General features: G+C 69.9%; 15 protein-coding genes and 1 tRNA gene. 8 read left to right on the top strand and 8 right to left on the bottom strand.

What is annotated here, in order from left to right; all coding sequences use genetic code 11:
- Both DO944_RS09630 and DO944_RS09625 read left to right on the top strand, forming a co-directional pair.
- Window positions 1-1024: hypothetical protein (locus tag DO944_RS09630; RefSeq protein ID WP_220118302.1), on the top strand; the 1024-nt coding region annotated here is incomplete at its 5' end.
- A gap of 161 nt (window positions 1025-1185) precedes the next feature.
- A complete protein-coding gene (locus DO944_RS09625) occupies window positions 1186-1845 on the top strand; it encodes a YqaJ viral recombinase family protein (RefSeq protein ID WP_112616890.1) in 660 nt (219 codons plus the stop codon).
- A 26-nt stretch (window positions 1846-1871) separates the two neighbouring features.
- On the opposite strand, the gene DO944_RS09620 is transcribed toward DO944_RS09625, so the two are convergent.
- Window positions 1872-2384 carry a 2'-5' RNA ligase family protein gene (locus DO944_RS09620; protein WP_181574193.1) on the bottom strand — a complete coding sequence of 171 codons (513 nt, stop codon included), beginning with the start codon at window positions 2382-2384 and terminating at the stop codon, window positions 1872-1874.
- A 188-nt stretch (window positions 2385-2572) separates the two neighbouring features.
- On the opposite strand from DO944_RS09620, the gene DO944_RS09615 reads away from it, so the two are divergent.
- The 3 genes from DO944_RS09615 to DO944_RS09605 all read left to right on the top strand — a co-directional run bounded on the left by DO944_RS09615 (window position 2573) and on the right by DO944_RS09605 (window position 5980).
- Complete coding sequence (locus DO944_RS09615; protein WP_240309684.1) at window positions 2573-4279, top strand: MDR family MFS transporter; 1707 nt, start codon at window positions 2573-2575, stop codon at window positions 4277-4279.
- A gap of 10 nt (window positions 4280-4289) precedes the next feature.
- Window positions 4290-4808, top strand: coding sequence for a MarR family winged helix-turn-helix transcriptional regulator (locus DO944_RS09610; RefSeq protein WP_112616995.1), 519 nt, complete (start codon window positions 4290-4292; stop codon window positions 4806-4808).
- A 143-nt stretch (window positions 4809-4951) separates the two neighbouring features.
- Window positions 4952-5980, top strand: a complete 1029-nt coding sequence (locus tag DO944_RS09605) for an NADP-dependent oxidoreductase (RefSeq protein WP_112616884.1) — start codon at window positions 4952-4954, stop codon at window positions 5978-5980.
- A gap of 111 nt (window positions 5981-6091) precedes the next feature.
- Here DO944_RS09605 and DO944_RS09600 read toward each other — a convergent pair whose 3' ends face one another.
- Entirely contained in the window at window positions 6092-6991 is a 900-nt protein-coding gene (locus DO944_RS09600) for a LysR family transcriptional regulator ArgP (RefSeq protein ID WP_112616882.1), read from the bottom strand.
- 71 nt (window positions 6992-7062) lie between these two features.
- Here DO944_RS09600 and DO944_RS09595 point away from each other — a divergent pair, with 71 nt between their 5' ends.
- Both DO944_RS09595 and DO944_RS09590 read left to right on the top strand, forming a co-directional pair.
- A complete protein-coding gene (locus DO944_RS09595) occupies window positions 7063-7680 on the top strand; it encodes a LysE/ArgO family amino acid transporter (RefSeq protein WP_112616880.1) in 618 nt (205 codons plus the stop codon).
- 14 nt (window positions 7681-7694) lie between these two features.
- Window positions 7695-7970, top strand: a complete 276-nt coding sequence (locus tag DO944_RS09590) for an acylphosphatase (RefSeq protein ID WP_112616878.1) — start codon at window positions 7695-7697, stop codon at window positions 7968-7970.
- Between the two features lie 41 nt (window positions 7971-8011).
- On the opposite strand, the gene DO944_RS09585 is transcribed toward DO944_RS09590, so the two are convergent.
- From DO944_RS09585 to DO944_RS09560, 6 genes are all read right to left on the bottom strand, one after another.
- Window positions 8012-9055, bottom strand: coding sequence for a nitronate monooxygenase family protein (locus DO944_RS09585; RefSeq protein WP_112616876.1), 1044 nt, complete (start codon window positions 9053-9055; stop codon window positions 8012-8014).
- 86 nt (window positions 9056-9141) lie between these two features.
- Window positions 9142-9831 (bottom strand): 50S ribosomal protein L1, encoded by a 690-nt coding sequence (gene rplA / locus DO944_RS09580; RefSeq protein ID WP_112616874.1) that lies wholly within the window; start codon window positions 9829-9831, stop codon window positions 9142-9144.
- A 13-nt stretch (window positions 9832-9844) separates the two neighbouring features.
- The gene (gene rplK / locus DO944_RS09575; RefSeq protein ID WP_023952050.1) at window positions 9845-10276 is read right to left on the bottom strand and encodes a 50S ribosomal protein L11; all 432 of its coding nucleotides are present in this window, start codon (window positions 10274-10276) and stop codon (window positions 9845-9847) included.
- A gap of 216 nt (window positions 10277-10492) precedes the next feature.
- On the bottom strand, window positions 10493-11554 hold the full coding sequence (gene nusG, locus DO944_RS09570) for a transcription termination/antitermination protein NusG (RefSeq protein WP_181574192.1): 1062 nt from the start codon (window positions 11552-11554) through the stop codon (window positions 10493-10495).
- Window positions 11555-11628: 74 nt separating this feature from the next.
- Window positions 11629-11886: a preprotein translocase subunit SecE gene (gene secE, locus DO944_RS09565; RefSeq protein ID WP_114588099.1), complete on the bottom strand. Its 258-nt coding sequence runs from the start codon at window positions 11884-11886 to the stop codon at window positions 11629-11631.
- A 44-nt stretch (window positions 11887-11930) separates the two neighbouring features.
- Window positions 11931-12003 (bottom strand) — tRNA-Trp (locus DO944_RS09560).
- Window positions 12004-12248: 245 nt separating this feature from the next.
- On the opposite strand from DO944_RS09560, the gene DO944_RS09555 reads away from it, so the two are divergent.
- On the top strand, window positions 12249-13334 hold a 1086-nt coding region (locus tag DO944_RS09555; protein ID WP_258524640.1), incomplete at its 3' end, for a 13E12 repeat family protein.

Below are 13334 nucleotides of genomic sequence, written 5' to 3'. Positions count from 1 at the left end.
GGGTGGGGGGATGGGGTGGGGTGTGGGGGTGGGGGTGAGCATGGGCGGGATGCGCAGACGACGAGGACCGGATGAGGTGCGGACATTGCTCCACCGCCGACGCGACCTGCTCGTGGCGGGTGAGAGCGAACGCTCGATCGACCGCTCGGTGCGGGACGGCATCCGGGTGCACGTGCGACGCGGCTGGTACGTCGACCGTGCCGCGCTCGATGAGCTCTACGCCGAGGACGCGCATCTGCTCCATGTGATGGCGGTCGCGCACGAGGTCCGGGGCCACGCGGTCGTCTCGCACGAGTCCGCCGGGGTGCTGCACGGCCTCGACCTCTATCGCGTCCGGCCGGCCCGCGTCCACCTCACGACGGCCCCGGGCGCCCGGGTCTCCAGCGGCCCCGATGCATTCCGCCACTGCGCGCCCCTCGATGCGCATGACGTCGTCGAGGTGAACGGCATCCGCTGCACCTCCCTCGCGCGGACGGTCTTCGACGTCACGCGCACCATGACTCCCGAAGCGGCGCTCGTCATGGCCGACCGCGCGGAACGGATCTGGTGCGACCGCACGGGCCGCTCCCCCGACGACTGGCGGATGGCGATGTCCGCTCGGATCGCCGAGGCGGGCGCGGCGCGAGGGATCAGGCGGGCTCGATGGGTGGCGGGCTTCGCCGACGGCCGGGCCGAGTCGACCCTGGAAAGCGTGAGCCGGTTCCGGTTGCACCAACTCGGCTTCCGGTCGGTTCGGCTACAGGTGCCGATCGCTGGCCCGCGCGGTGCGGGCTGGTACCGCGTCGACTTCGGCCTCGACGACGCCGATGCCTGGGGCGAATGCGACGGCGTCGGCAAGTACCTCGACCCGGAGCTCCGCTCAGCCCGCTCGGCAGAGAGGACGGTCCTCGACGAGAAGCGCCGCGAAGACTGGATCCGGGGTACGACCGGGCGCCGCCTCGTGCGCTGGGAACCTCGTCACGTCACCTCCCCGTCAACCCTCGCCGCCCACCTCAGGGCATTCAACATCCACCCTCCCCGTTGAGCGCACGGCTTGCCGCCGGGTGAACGAGACATCCTCGCACCCGTGCCGTGCAGTGGATGGGATGCCGTGCACTCAACACCTACGTGAGGGTGGGGTGGGGGTGAGGGCACGCCGAGGGGCAAGGGCGGGGAGGGAGGGCGGGCGGGGTTAGGGTCGAAGGCGTGTCACCCGAACTCGCTGCTCGCATCGTCGCGGACTCGCGCGACCGCGTGGCGTGGATCCGGGCTCGCTCGCGGGGCATCACGGCGACGGACGTCGCGGCGCTGACGAGCCCGAAGGCGATTGCGCGCGCCGCCGACGCCAAGCTCATGGGCTCGGGGTTCTCCGGCAACGCGTACACCGACCACGGTCGCCGCCGCGAGCCGGAGATCGCCGCCTGGGTCGCTGCGACGCACGGCATCCAGCCCTCGTCCGCGCTCTTCCACGCCGTGGTCGAGAAGCGACACCTCGCCACGCCCGACGGCGTGATGGTGGATGCCGACGGCCGTGTCACCCTCGCCGAGATCAAGACCACGAACAAGAGCTGGCGCTCGATCCCCCGCACCTATCTGCGTCAGGTGTGGTGGCAGCAGCACGTCCTCGGCGCCGAGCGCACCCTCGTGGTGTGGGAGCAGCACGACGACTTCGTCCCCATCGACGACGAGCCGCGCTGCGCGTGGGTCGACCGCGACGAGCGCGAGATCCGATCACTCGTGAATCTCGCGACCGATCTCATCGACGAGCTGTACCGCCGCACGATGCAGCGGCGCGCGGCGGAAGCGCCGCGGATCGTCGCATCGCGTCCGCGCGAACCCTTCCGAGCCCTCGCCCTCAGCGACTGACCTCGCCGCCCGGCACCGTCTCGCGATCACCGCAGCGGCGTGACCACCTTGGCCTCGGCATCCCAGAGGCGCAGTCCAGTCAGTTCACCCTCGAGGGTCGGCGCCCCGACGATGCCGAGCGCGCGTCCGATCTGCTCCGCCGTCATCCGGCGCGCCAGGGTGATGTGCGGTGTCCATCGGTCTGCCGCGGTGACGGTGTAGCGCACCGGCGGCGGTCCGATGAGGTCGACGATGCGGGCGTGAAACCTCAACAGCGCGGCCGTCATGACGAGGGGCCGGGCCAGGACGAACCTCTCCCCCGCAGCGAACACCGCCGCGCCACCGAGCCGGCACTCCACCGGCAGGGCGTCACCGAGACGCGCCAATTCGCGCCCAGCATCCGTCGACAGGTCGTCGCGCACCACGAGAGTCACGTGGGGGCGGTTTGATTCCGAGGGATGCCGCCCCGCGCTGGGCAGGTCGGCTTCGATGAGCCGCTGCCAATCGGCTCGCACGGCCACCTCGATGCGGGTATCGGGAAGCGCCTCCACACTGAACACGTCCCCATCCTCGTCGCAGCGAAGCGCGCGCGGGAATAGTTGACGTAACTCAACGATTGAACATATAGTTGACCGATCTCAACGGTTGACTTTCGTCAACCAGTTACGCCGCCCCGCGGCTACCGAAGTACCGTCCGCCGACGATCCGCGCCAACGCAGCCGCGTCCGTCCGAATCCCAGGAGGACTCATGTCCGCTTCCGCATCCACTCAACCCGAGGGGAAGAACATGTCGCGCCGCGGCGTGCTCGAGGCCCTTTCGGGCCTTCTGCTCGGCATGTTCGTGTCGATGCTCGCCTCGACCGTCGTCTCGACCTCGCTGCCGGTCATCATCCACGATCTCGAGGGCACTCAGGCCGCCTTCACGTGGGTCGTCACGGCGACTCTGCTGACGACCGCGATCTCGACCCCGATCTGGGGAAAGCTCGCCGACCTCACCAACCGCAAGGTGCTGTACCAGCTCGCGATCGTCATCTTCGTGCTGGCCACCGCAGCCGCCGGGTTCTCGCAGTCCCCCGAGATGCTGATCGCGTTCCGCGCGGTGCAGGGCATCGGCGCCGGTGGCCTCGCCGCCCTCAGCCAGGTGCTGATGGCCGACATCATCAGCCCGCGCGAGCGCGGCCGCTACATGGGCCTCTTCGGCGCCGTCATGGCCGTCGCCACGATCGGCGGCCCGCTGCTCGGCGGCGTCATCACCGATGCCTGGGGCTGGCGCTGGAACTTCTTCGTCGCCCTCCCCGTCGCCGTCGCCGCCCTGCTGATCGTGCAGCGCACGCTCCACATCCCCGCGCACCCGCGCAAGGAGACGCGCATCGACTACCTCGGCATCGTGCTGCTGTCGGCATCCGTCTCCCTGCTGCTGATCTGGGTGACGCTCGCGGGCGACTCGTTCGAGTGGATGAGCGTCGAGACCCTCCTGATGGTCGGTGGCGCCGTCATCGGCGCGGTGCTCTTCGTGATCACCGAGCTCAAGGTGCGCGAGCCGCTCGTGCCCCTCACGCTCTTCCGCAACCTGACCTTCACCCTCTCGGTGATCGCCTCGATCGCGACGGGCATCGCCATGTTCGGCGCCTCGGTGTTCCTCAGCCAGTACATGCAGCTCGCCCGTGGAGCCACCCCCACCGAGGCCGGCCTCATGACCATCCCGATGATCGGCGGACTGCTCGTCGCCTCGATCGGCGTGGGCGCGCTGATCACGCGGACCGGCCGCTGGAAGCCGTTCCTCATCGTCGGCGCACTGCTGCTGATCGGCGGAGCGAGCCTGCTCTCCACGATCCACTACGACACCGACTTCACGCTCGTCTCGATCTACATGGCGATGCTGGGCGCGGGCATCGGCATGACGATGCAGAACCTCGTGCTCGTCGTGCAGAACACCTCTCGCCCCACCGAGATCGGCGTCGCGAGCTCGGGCGTGACGTTCTTCCGGAGCCTCGGCGGCACGATCGGCGTCTCCGTCATGGGGGCGGCGCTCGCCTCGCAGGTCACCACGCTCGTCAGCGATCGGAAGGACGACATCCAGGCCGCGCTGATGTCGCTCGGCGACCAGGCCCAGACCTGGGCCGCGCAGCTGCAGTCGGGCACGCTCCCCCAGGTCTCGGCGATGCCCGAGGCGCTGCGGATCGTCTTCGAGGACATCTACGCCACCGGCATCTCGCACTCGTTCCTCATCGCCGTGCCGTTCGCGGTCCTGAGCCTGATCGCGATCGTGTTCCTGCCGAACAAGCCGCTGACGACGATGACCACCACCGAGCGTCTGCAGGCCGGCGAGGCCGACCTGGCCACCGTGTCGGTTCCGGAAGGCATGAACGCCCTCACCGCGACCGGCGCCGTCCACACGGATGCCGCAGACTCCGACGCCCCGGTCGACGCGGAGACGCGCCGCTCGGCTCGATAGGGTGATCGGGATGACCGCGCGAGAGTCCGCCGAGTCCCGGGGGTGCACCACCCCCGGGACTCCCGGCCCGTGGGGATCGGTCTTCGACGACGAGCGCACCGCGGCCGTCCGGGCGCTCGAGCTCGAGTTCGGTGAGCTGTTCACGCACGTCCGGCGGCTGTTCGCCGAGAACGCCGACCGGCTGAGCCCGGGAATGCTCCCGGGCGCGTACAAGGTGTTCACGACGATCGCGCGCCGTGGCGAGATCACGCTCTCCGCCCTCGCCGAGACGCTCCACTCCGACAAGGGCCAGATCAGCCGCACGGTCCGCGAGCTCGAGGAGCTCCAGCTCGTGCAGCGCACGCCCGACCCCGCCGACGGCCGCTCGAGCCTGCTCTCGGCCACCCCCGACGGCATCCGCCGGCTCGACGCCGTCCGCGCGCCGCGCGAGAACTCGCTGCTGACCGCGCTCGAGTCGTGGCACGTCGACGACATCCGCGAGCTCACCCGGCTGCTTCACGCCCTGTCGTCATCCGAGACGCCCGACTGAACGCCCTCGCTCCCGCTTCCGGCGACGCCGAGCTTCTCCCTCCGGTGACCGCGGCGTAACACGGTCGAGACAATCTCACGATTGACTGAGATCGACCGAGCATCATCGCCGCCGACGCCGGCGGTGTGAGGAAGGAGCGACGGATGAGATTCCGGCCGCTGCGCACAGCAACCGCCTCCCAGCCGACGACGCCGGCCGAGGCGCCGCCCGAGACGATGCGAGCGGTCGTGTTCGATGAACCCGGTGCGCCCGAGGTTCTCCGCGTGACCGATGTCCCGGTGCCCTCTCCCGCCCTGAGCGAAGTCCTCGTGCGAGTGGTGGCCGCCGGTGTGAACCCCATCGACACCAAGACGCGGCTGGGGCGCGGCGTGGCAGGACTCATCGATCGCTGGCCGAGCACCCTCGGCTTCGACTTCAGCGGCGTGGTCATCGCGAGCCCCTACGAGACCCACGAGCTGCAGCCCGGCACCGAGGTGTTCGGCATGCTGCCGTTCCCCCGGTCGGGTGGCAGCTACGCGGAGTACGCCGTCGTGCCCTCGCTGTCGGTCGCCCGGAAGCCCGCGAGCCTGTCGCACGTGGAGGCGGCGGGGGTTCCCCTCGCCGCGCTCACCGCTTGGGGGCTGGTGGTCGAGACCGCCCACGCGCACGAGGGACAGCGGATGCTGATCCACGCCGGATCGGGCGGGGTCGGTCACTTCGCTGTGCAGCTCGCCGCCTACTTCGGCGCACAGGTGACCGCCACCGGCTCGGACCGCAACCTGCCCTGGCTGCGCGAGCTCGGCGCTTCGGTCGCGATCGACTACGCGACGACGCGCTTCGAGGACGTCGTCGGCGAGATGGATGTCGTCATCGACCTCGTGGGCAACGTGCACGACGACACCGGTTCCCGCTCGCTCGGAGTCCTCCGTCAGGGCGGCCTGTACGTCATGGTTCCGACCGGCGGATGGCCGGGGTACGCCGAGGCGGCCGCGGCGGCGGGCGTACGCGCGACCGGGTACAAGGTGATCCCCGACGGCAGCGTGCTGGCCACCCTCGGCCGCCTGCTCGACTCCGGCGCCATCCAGGTCTTCGTCGACAGCGTCCACGACCTCGCCGATGTCGCCGCCGCTCACATCGAGGTCGAGCGGGGTCACTCCCGCGGAAAGGTCGTCCTCACGGTCGCGGAATCCTGAGCCCATGCCCGACGGCCGGGTTTCGCCGAGCACGCACCCTCGCGCCCACCGCGCACCGTCATAGCGACACTCTCGCGACGAGCGTGCACTCTCGGCGAAGCGAGCTCGGGCTCACGCGACGGGTTCGAGCACGCGCCGCGCTTCTGCGACGACCTCCTCGGCGACCGCGTCGAGGAGCGGCGAAGCGAGGTTCCACTGCTGCCAGTACAGCGGCACGACGATGTCGTCTCCCCCGAGTCGCACCAGCTCGCCCCGTTCCACGTGCACGCGTGACTGCAGTGTCGGCAGGAGCGCCCACCCGAGGCCGAGCAGCACGGCGGTCGCGAAGTCCTGGGATGCCGGGACGCGGTGCCGCGGCGGTGCGGCGGCAGCCACACCCGCGCCGCGCAGCCACCGGGTCTGCAGCTCGTCGCGACGGTCGAAGTCCACGACCGGCGCCGACACGAGTCCGGCGCGATCGGGTCCTGCGCCCACGCCCGCGCCCTCCGCGAACCATCGCCTCGCGAAGGCGGGCGTTGCGACCGCCTCGTACCGCAACGCGCCGAGCGCCGATACCCGGCATCCCGCCACCGGAACCCGCCGAGAGGTCACCGCGCCCATGACCGTTCCGCTCTCGAGCAGGCCGGCGGTGAAGTCCTGATCGTCGCGATGCAGGTCGAACACGACATCCCGTGCGGACGCGACCCGGGCGAGCGGCGGCAGGAACCACGTCGCGAGCGAGTCGGCGTTGACCGCGAGCGGAACGCTCGTGGCCTCTTCGTCGGCCCCCTCGAACGCGTCGCGCTCGAGCAGGGCGAGCTGGCGGGCGTAGCGCACGAAGCGGTGCGCCGCCTCGGTCGCGCGCGCGGGCTTCGACCGCACGAGCAGAACCCGGCCGGCGACGCGCTCCAGAGCCCGCACCCGCTGGCTCACGGCTGATGGCGTGATGTGCAGACGACGCGCGGCGGCATCCAGGCTCCCCTCGTCGAGGATCACCGCGAGGGTCTCGACCAGCTCGACCGGAACGCGCATCTTCAGCTGTGCTTCATCGACTGCAGATCCATGAACTGGACTGTACCGACCTGCGACCCTAGCGTCGACTCGTGCTCTCCGCTTCCTTCTCGGGCCTCGGCCTCGGTCTGTCGCTCATCGTCGCCATCGGCGCGCAGAACCTGTTCGTGCTGCGGCAGGGCATCCGGCGGGAACGCGTCCTGCTCGTCGCAACCATCTGCGCCGTATCCGACGCCGTGCTGATCGTCGCGGGGGTGACCGGCCTCGGCCTGCTGGTGGAAGGCGTGCCGTGGCTCGTACCCGTCGTCCGGTGGGCCGGTGCGGCGTTCCTTCTCGCCTACGGCCTCCTGGCTGCCCGCCGCGCCTGGCGTCCGAGCGGACAAGCCCTCGACGCGCACGCGGCGACCGAACGGCCGGCGCCGGCACGCCGCACCACCGTCGTGCTCACGTGCCTCGCGCTGACCTGGCTGAACCCGCACGTCTACCTCGACACCGTCTTCCTGCTCGGGAGCATCGCCGCCACCCATGGCGACGACCGGGTCTGGTTCGCCGTCGGGGCGGTGGCGGCGAGCGTGCTCTGGTTCTTCGCGCTCGCCTTCGGCGCGCGGCTTCTCGGCCGGGTGCTCGCGACCCCGCGGGCGTGGCGGGTGCTCGACGGTTTCGTCGCCGTCGTCATGATCCTCCTCGCCGTGAGCCTTGTCTGGCCGTGAGGCAGGATGAGGGGATGCGAAGCGTTCACGTGATCGTCGAAGGCCGCGTTCAGGGCGTCGGATACCGCTACAGCCTGCTGCTGGAAGCCGACCGGCGCGCAGTGGCGGGCTGGGTGCGCAACCGGACCGACGGTTCGGTCGAGGCCGTCCTGGAGGGCACGGATGATGCTGTCGACGCAATCCTCGCCTGGATGGCGGAGGGCCCTCCCGGAGCCCGGGTCGGCACGGCCCGGGTGACCGACGCGCAGCGCGTCGGCTCGACGGGCTTCGAGGTGCGCGACACCCACTGACCGCAGCCGCGCCGCCGCGTTGCCGCGGTGCCGGCCGTACATCAGCAGTCCGGCAGCCCGGCCGCGAGCTCGCGCAGCACCTCGGCCGCGTCATCCCGGCGGGCGATACCCGCCGCCTGCCCCGCCCACAGCGATGACAGCTCAGGATCTCCGCCGGCTGCGGCACGGAAGACTCCCGTCAGCCAGTTCTGCGCAGGGAAGGGAGCGATCACCCCGCTCGCCTCGATGTGGCGCAGGGCGCGATTCGGGATACCTCGCGCGAGGCGCCCGCTCAGCGCACGCGTGAGCACCGTCGACGTGTCCTGCGCCCCGGCGATCGCGGCGCGATGGCCCTCGGATGCGGCCGACTGTCGCGTCCGGAGGAAGGCGGTCCCGACCTGCGCCCCCGAGGCCCCCAAGGCGAACGCTGCGGCGACGCCGCGCCGGTCGGCAACGCCGCCCGCGGCGACCACCGGCACGGACACGGCGTCGACGACCTGCGGCACGAGAGCGAAGGTCCCCACGAGGGAATCCTCCGGCGCCCCGAGGAACGAAACGCGGTGACCCGCGGCCTCGGCGCCGCTCGCGACGATGACGTCGACGCCGCCGGCCTCGAGCGCCCGCGCCTCGGCTACCGTCGTGGCGGTCCCCATCACGCGGATGCCCAGCCGATGCGCGTCTTCCACGACCGCCGACGCGGGCACGCCGAACACCACGCTCAGGACCGCGGGTCGTGCCTCCCAGATCGCAGCGAGCTGCTCCTCGAGCGGCGGCAGGAAGCGCTCCGGCAGCTCGGGCACGGCCGCGCCCGCGGCGGCGTAGAGCGGCCGCAGCGCGTCGCGCGACGGCGCGGCATCCACTCCGTCCGGCGTGACCTCGTCGCCGAGCGGCAGCCACAGGTTGAGAGCGAACGGGCGAGCCGTGCGCTCTCGTATCGACGCGACGGTCTCGCGGATCCGCGTGCCGTCGTAACCGTAGAGCCCGAACGACCCGAGTCCACCTCCCTCGCTGACCGCGGCCGTCAGCGCCGCGGACGACAGGCCCCCGAAGGGTCCGAGCACGATGGGCAGATCGATTCCGACGAGATCGGTGAGGGAATGCCGCATGAGCCGACGCTAGCGCGATCCGGGTGGGCCCGGAACGACGAACGGGGCCTCACCCGAAGGTGAGACCCCGTTCATGCGAATCGCGATCAGACGAGCGCGTTGACGTCCAGCGGGATGCCGGGGCCGAACGTGGTCGACACGGCGCCCTTCTGGATGTAACGACCCTTGGCGCTCGAGGGCTTCAGACGGACGATCTCCTCGACCGCCGCGTTGAAGTTCTCTTCGAGCTGCTCGGCCGAGAACGACGCCTTGCCGACGACGAAGTGCACGTTGGCGTGCTTGTCGACACGGAACTCGATCTTTCCGCCCTTGATCTCCTCGACGGCCTTGGCCGGGTTGGGGGTCACGGTGCCGGTCTTCGGGTTGGGCATGAGGCCACGGGGACCCAGGACCTTACCCAGCCGGCCGACCTGGCCCATGAGCTCGGGCGTCGAGACGGCCGAGTCGAAAGCGGTCCAGCCGCCGGCGACCTTCTCGATGAGCTCGGCGCCACCGACCTCGTCAGCGCCGGCGGCGATGGCGGCCTCAGCGGCCGGGCCCGTCGCGAAGACGATGACGCGAGCGGTCTTGCCCGTGCCGTGGGGCAGGATGACCGTGCCACGGACCATCTGGTCCGCCTTGCGCGGGTCGACAGCGAGCTTCAGCGCGACCTCGACGGTCGAGTCGAACTTCTTCGAACCGGTGTCCTTCGCCAGAGCGACGGCCTCGGTGGAGCTGTAGAACTTGTCGCGGTCGATCTTCGCCGCGGCTGCTTCGTAAACCTTGGACTTAGCCATTGTGTTCTCCCCCTCAGCTCTCGACCGTGATGCCCATGGAACGGGCGGTGCCGGCGATGATCAGCGAGGCGGCCTCGATGTCGTTGGCGTTCAGGTCGGGCATCTTGGCCTCGGCGATCTCGCGGACCTGGTCCTTCGTGAGCTTCGCGACCTTGGTCGTGTGAGGCGTGGCCGAACCCTTGGCGACTCCGGCGGCCTTCTTGATGAGCTCCGCGGCGGGCGGGGTCTTCAGGATGAACGTGAAGCTGCGGTCCTCGTAGACGGTGATCTCCACGGGGATGACGTTGCCGCGCTGCGACTCGGTCGCGGCGTTGTACGCCTTGCAGAACTCCATGATGTTGACGCCATGCTGACCGAGCGCGGGGCCGATCGGCGGCGCCGGGTTGGCTGCTCCGGCGTTGATCTGAAGCTTGATCAGGCCGGTCACCTTCTTCTTCGGTGCCATTCGTTTTCCTTTCGTCGAGCGGATGCCGGCGGCATCCCTCTCCCGCACGCCCGGCATCTCCGAGCGGCGGTTGTATCATGCTGGCGCACAAGCGCCCGCAAACTCCCCAAGCTTACCGCATCCTCGGCTTCGAGGATGCTGGCGAGGGCGGCGCCGGGACGACGAAGCGCCCCGGCCGCCGGGTGGCGGAGGGGCGCTCGTCGACGCGATGTCGCGTTACTGCTTGGTGACCTGGTCGAACGAGAGCTCGACGGGCGTCTCGCGCTCGAAGAGCGACACGAGCACCGTGAGCTTGCCGCTCTCGGGCTTGATCTCGCTGATCGAGCCGGGAAGGCCGGCGAACGAGCCCTCCTTGATCGTGATGGTCTCGCCGATCTCGAAGTCGACCTCGGTGACGACGCTGCGCGTGGGGGCGGCGACGCCCTTGGCCGCGCCGGCCTTGGCGGGAGCCGCTTCCTTGACCTCGACGAGCGACTTCAGCATGTTGAACGCCTCGTCGAAGCGCAGCGGCGTGGGGTTGTGGGCGTTGCCCACGAAGCCCGTGACACCGGGCGTGTGGCGGACGACCGACCAGGTGTCTTCGGTGAGCTCCATGCGGACGAGCACGTAGCCGGGGATCCGGACGCGCGTGACCATCTTGCGCTGACCGTTCTTGATCTCGACGACGTCCTCCATCGGGACCTCGACCTGGTAGATGTCTTCCTCGACCTCGAGCGTCGACTTGCGCTGCTCGATGTTGGCCTTCACCTTGCGCTCGAACCCGGCGTAGGAGTGGATGACGTACCACTTGCCCGGCAGCATGCGCAGCTCGGTACGGAACGCCTCGTACGGGTCTTCGTCGTCGCCGACGGAGATCTCGATGCCGGCGGCGGCCTCGAACTCGGAGAGGTAGTCGACGGCCTCCTCGGAGACCTCGACGTCGGGCTCGGGACCGTCGTAGGGCTCGACCTCATCGGCCGCCTCAGCGGCCTGCTCGGCGATCTCCTCCTCGAGGGAGTCGGTCAGGACCTCCGCGGCGGCTTCGGCCTCGGCGGTCTCGTCGATCTCGAGCGCGTCGTTCACGACGGCGTCGGCCTCGGGGTCGTCGATCTCCACACCGTCGAGGTCGGTGTCGTCCTGCTCGGCCTCATCGTCCACGACGTGGACGGCGGCGTGCTCGGCGGCGTCGGAGGCGCGCTCCTGGCCTGCCAGCACGTTGCCCTCCTGGGCTTCGTCGTCCTCGCTGGACTGCTCGGCGGCCGTGGCCCAATCGACGTCGTCGGGGATGCGTTCTGACACTGCGTTCTCTTCCATCGGTTGTCGGGATGCCTGGCTGGCAGGCATTCGCGGGTCGTGCGGGCTGGGCCCGTCGATCAGCCCGGGACGCCGAAGACGACGGTCGTGATCCAGACGAACAGGACGTCGAGGCCGTAGACGAGCGCCATCATGACGACGACGAATCCGAGGACCACTGCCGTGAACTTCACGAGCTCCTGGCGGGTCGGGGTGACGACCTTGCGGAGTTCGGCGAACACCTGGCGGATGAAGATGATGATCCGCGCGAAGATGTTGGGCTTCTTCTCGCGGGGCGCGCCACCTGCGGCGACGACTTCGCCACCCTCTTGGACCATCGAACCCACCTGATACCTTCCGTGTGCCGGCTGACGCCGACGCGCAGGGCGGACAGGAATCGAACCTGCAACCTGCGGTTTTGGAGACCGCTGCTCTGCCAATTGAGCTACCGCCCTAGAGATCCTTCGGACCCCGGGGTCTACGCCCGCATTCCTCCACAGCCGTCGAGTCTTCGACGCTTGGGCATGGCGAAAGAATGCAGATTTCGACTGCTCCTCTCAGTGTACGTCATGACTGCCAGGGTCGCGAACGTCGACGCGATTTCGGCACGGGCTCCTCCCTCGGCGGGACGTGCGACGAGTTACCCACAGGGGGACGTACGTTCGATGGGAATGTCTGAGGTGGGCGCCAGGATGGGAACATGAAAACGAACTGCGGCGGGAGGCTCAGGGGTGGCGCTGCCTCGGATGCGTCGCCGCACGCCGAGGCGTTCTCCGTGTTCGCGGACGCGCTCGACCAGGTTCGTGCGGCTGATGTTTCGCGGGTTCGGGCGTTGGCGGAGCTGGGGCGGTCGGCTCTGCGTGAGGCGCGCCGTGACGGCGTGCGAGGCATGGCGTCGGACATGGAGCTGCGGTCGGTGGCAGCCGAAGCGGCCGGGATGGCGCGGCTGACGGATCGGCGCCTGCAGGGTGAGATCGACCATGCGATGACCGTCATCGACGACTACCCGGCCGTGTTCGAGGCGTGGGTGCAGCGGCGGATCGAACGCGGACACGTGGATGTGGTCGTGCGGGTCGGTGCGGGGCTTCCGAATGAGGTGCGGGATTCGTTCGCGGAAGCCGCTATTGGGGTGTGCGAGCGGGATGTGCCCTCTCGGGTGCGGGGTGCGCTGGACGCGTTGGCGGCCCGGCTTCACCCGCAGGCGTTCACTGAACGGCACAAGACCGCCGCCGCCGAACGGTGCGTGCGGGTGTTCCACGGGACGGACGGGATGTCGAACCTCGTCGCGAACCTCCCGACCGTCATCGCCACGGGGATGCTCGACAGACTCACCCAGATGGGACAGTCCGTGAAGGACGCCCGTGCTGATGGAGCAGGGGAGGGCGAGCCCGACGATACCCGGACGATGGATCAGCTGCGGGCCGACATCCTCGGCGACCTGGTGCTCGGCGGGGCGCCGGTGGTCGACCCCACGTACGGGATCGATCGGGCTGGTGGGCTCGGGGCGATCCGCGCGCGGGTTCAGGTGGCGGTCACCGCCGAGACACTGATGGGTAAGGACGAGAACCCCGCCGAAGCCGTCGGGGCCGGGCTCGTCGATGCCGACACCGTGCGGCAGCTCGCCGGGCAGGTGTCGGAGTGGGACCGGCTCTTCATCGACCCCGTCACCCGCACCCCGGTCGAGATCGACACCTACCGACCCACGGCTTCGATGAAGAAGCTCCTGATGGCGCGGGATCAGCACTGCCGGTTCCCCGGATGCCGGCGGGCCGCGATCCGCTGCGAA

The organism is Microbacterium sp. SMR1 (assembly GCF_003289625.1).
GTDB classification, from domain to species: Bacteria; Actinomycetota; Actinomycetes; order Actinomycetales; family Microbacteriaceae; genus Microbacterium; species Microbacterium plantarum.
The sequence above is the reverse complement of the archived record's forward strand: the minus strand, read 5'-3'. Positions and strand labels throughout refer to the sequence as shown.